This is a genomic window from Arhodomonas sp. KWT (genome assembly GCF_010993615.1).
The window spans coordinates 1-3,098 of sequence record NZ_WNXE01000246.1 but is presented as its reverse complement, the minus strand read 5'-3'; the positions used below and the strand labels follow the sequence as shown (position 1 = coordinate 3,098).

The following is a 3,098-nucleotide window of genomic DNA, read 5'->3' as shown; positions in this document are numbered from 1 at the left end:
AACATGGTCATTATCGGCATGTCGCTGGCGATGGCCTTCGGCCTGCCCGAACACCCGGAAATCTATGCCGGCCTGCCGGAGAGCGCGCGCTCGATGATGGACTCGGGCCTGATCCCGGGGGCCGTGACCGCCATCCTCCTGAACCTGATCCTGCCCGGCGGATGGCGACCGGGGGACGGCGCCGGTTGAGGAGCAGGATGCCGTCGGTGACCACCCGTTGTGCACAGCGGGGGCCGCCGCCGGTGTCCTTTTCGGAACGCGAAAGGGCAGGGGCCGGCCGCACCGGGAGGGGCTGCGGAGTAGCGCTTCGTCGACAACGCAGTCCGGCGCATTCCCTGTCGAACCGCGGTGGCCCTAGGCGGCGAGCGTGGCGTACAGGGTGATCATCGCCACGATCGCTGCGCCGATGCTCATTACCAGCACCATTCCGGCGAGCATATCCTTTACCCTGCCCACGACCGGGTGCAGATCCGGGTGGAGGTGATCGGTCAGCGCCTCGATGGCCGAATTCACCAACTCTGCAACGAGTACCAACGCGACACACAGCACGATAAGTGCCCACCAGAATGCGGCCGGCCGAACGATGGAGAACACCACGAAGGTGACGGCGCCGAGAACGACCTGCGTGCGAAAGTTCTGTTCCCTATTCCATGCGAAACCGATGCCGGAGATGGCATGGCGTAGTTTTTTCGGGAATGACTGGTTTTTCATTGCCTCGACCTGTGAGCGCCACAAAGGGCTGCCGTATTGGTGCGGCCGCCCGGATCGAGCAGCCATAGCTGCCCCTGCGTAAAGAAGCGATCGCCCATCACATCGGAGCCTGTCATCAGGGCCATCAACGAGCGCTGGCATAACGTGAGCGGCTGCGCGGTGTGTTTGAGCGATTCGACGAATCGTTCGGTTGCGGCATCCACATCAGGCGAGACCGTGTGCAGAACGCCCCAGCGGACCCCGGTATATGTCCGCGCCACCCCCACGAAGATCGGTTCCGCACCGACACGGAAGGCGGTTTGCCATAGCCTGACGGTTACGACCGCCTTGCCCTGCGAGTTCTGGATCGGTCGTTCGAAAGCCAGATCGTTGACACGGTCGTTCCAGAGGGCCGGCGCGAGGGGAGCCGTGGTGTAGTCGAGCCCCTGTCGGGCGAGGCGCAGCAGGTTCGTTGGATCCGGACTGTCGGCGGAGAGCCAGCCTGCTCGGCCCAGAAGCGCGGACAGTTTGTCCGCGCCAGGCGTGACGATGGCAAAGGATAGCGGTTGTCCCGGTGTGCCGAGCACGGATGAGGTGTTGGTAAGTTTCCGCGCACGTAACATTTCGTCCAGAGGACGATTGACCTGGATGACTGTTTCCGCTGCGGGAACCGGGGCTGGCGGCGTGCGGGTGGCTGCATAGGTCACGAACCCAGCGGACGCGATGGCGATCACGCCGAAGGCCGAGGCCTTTCGGAATCGTTCGGTGGGTGCCCGCCAGTCGATCCTGCCGCCCGCAGTGAGCCATTCGGTCAGGGTGACGCCAGCGATCAGCCACAGTGCACCGACCAGGTAACCGGCCCAGACGTCACTCAAATAGTGCACGCCGAGCACGATGCGGCTGAGACCGATCAGGAGGATAACTCCGGCAGTCGCGAAGAACAGATTGACACGGGCCTTCCAGCGGGCCGCCGAGCGGATCAGCAGGTAGCCCAGGAAACCGTAGCAGGCGACGGCGATGGTGGCGTGCCCACTAGGGAAGGAATAGGAGGTCTCGAGCAGTACGGCCCCGGCCGGCCGTGGCCGCTCAAAGGCCAATTTGCCCAGGGTGGTGAAAGCCGTTGCTCCCAGGCTCGACATCAGCAACCCCGCAACCGCGTATTTCCGATTGACGAGCCAGAGCACCAGGCCGGTCGAGGCCAGCAGCGCGAAGACCACGGGCGGCTGACCGAGATCCGTTATCCACACGAACGGAGGAATAGCCGACGGTGTGCGAAAGGCGGCGACCAGTTGGGCTGTCGCATGATCGATTGCGACGATTGGATCGGAGGTGACGACGTCCTCGACGATGCCCGCGAACAGGGCCAGCACATAGGTAAACGCCAGGGCTGGAACCGTCAGCGGCAGGCCCGAAAAATGCCGGCGATCGAAACGATTCATCACGAGGCGGACGCTTCGTGGGTGGCGGCGTACCCAGCGCCGCACGTAGGCATTGCGAGCCAGGGCCGTCATTACCGAACGCGTGAGCGAAACCGCCACCCACCAGAGGTCGCGGCCCTTGCGCTTGATGAAGCGCTGCAGAAGCCAAAGCAGCGCCCACAAGAGCAGGACGGCCAGTAACGCCATACCGGCCCGCGACATCCAGGTCTGCGCAACCCTGAACGACTGCCCGAACAGATAGCCGCCGCCGACCCACTGCAGTCCCCATCCGACGGCGCCCAGCAGGTTCCAGAACAGGAACGTGCGATAGCGCATTCTCACGGTGCCTGCCACGAACGGCGCGATTTCCTTCACGCTAGGTATAAAGCGGCCGAGGAAAACGCTCCTGGCACCATGCCGGTCAAAAAAGCGGTGGGCCCGTTCAAAATGGCCGGGTGTCAGGAACCAGACGCCGTCACGTGCCCATTGGCTGCCGTAGCGCTCGCCCAGCCAGTAGTTGACGTTATCCCCCAGCACTGCGCCGGCGATGGCGAACAGCAGCAGGTCCCCGAAATCCAGGTAGCTGCCAGCCGCCATGCCTCCCAGCAACAGCAGGAGGGTAGAGCCGGGCAAAAACCATCCGGCCACGAGCGCCGTCTCCAGCAGCGCTGCGAAGAAGGCCACCCAGTAACCGAGCATGTGGAAGTGCTCGATGGATGGCAGGATGGCGTGGAACAATCGCTCCATCAAAGGATCCGTGCCCCCAATCACCAAGTGCTCGTGAGCAGGCGGTCAAGCCGCGAGCCTTCGCGGTAAAGGATGCGCACCATTATGGCAGCGATGATGCCGGTGGCCGCGCCACCCAGCACATCGCTCACGTATTGAGTCCCGGTGTACGCCTGCGGGAATGCGGTCAGCACCGTCGCCGCGAGCACAGCAAGACTGCGACGGTGAAAGCCGTGCCGCAGGAACGTGGCAGTGATGGCAAAG

General features: G+C 63.8%; 3 protein-coding genes and 1 pseudogene. 1 reads left to right on the top strand and 3 read right to left on the bottom strand.

Going from position 1 to position 3,098, the window contains the following annotated elements; all coding sequences use genetic code 11:
* Nucleotides 1–189 (top strand): annotated as a pseudogene (locus G7A99_RS17375) (purine permease); the annotation flags it as partial.
* A gap of 165 nt (nt 190–354) precedes the next feature.
* On the opposite strand, the gene G7A99_RS17370 reads toward G7A99_RS17375, so the two are convergent.
* The 3 genes from G7A99_RS17370 to G7A99_RS24965 form a co-directional block, all read right to left on the bottom strand.
* Nucleotides 355–711 carry a diacylglycerol kinase gene (locus G7A99_RS17370; RefSeq protein ID WP_163142493.1) on the bottom strand — a complete coding sequence of 119 codons (357 nt, stop codon included), beginning with the start codon at nt 709–711 and terminating at the stop codon, nt 355–357.
* The gene (locus G7A99_RS17365; protein ID WP_163142490.1) at nt 708–2,855 is read right to left on the bottom strand and encodes a bifunctional DedA family/phosphatase PAP2 family protein; all 2,148 of its coding nucleotides are present in this window, start codon (nt 2,853–2,855) and stop codon (nt 708–710) included. Before G7A99_RS17365 ends, G7A99_RS17370 begins: the two co-directional genes overlap by 4 nt.
* A gap of 20 nt (nt 2,856–2,875) precedes the next feature.
* On the bottom strand, nt 2,876–3,098 hold a 223-nt coding region (locus G7A99_RS24965; protein ID WP_040409226.1), incomplete at its 5' end, for a phosphoesterase.

Excerpts from the sequence above, each read along its gene's own strand:
- G7A99_RS17370 (WP_163142493.1), bottom strand. The coding sequence starts at position 711 with ATGAAAAACCAGTCATTCCCGAAAAAACTACGCCATGCCATCTCCGGC.
- G7A99_RS17365 (WP_163142490.1), bottom strand. The coding sequence starts at position 2,855 with ATGGAGCGATTGTTCCACGCCATCCTGCCATCCATCGAGCACTTCCAC.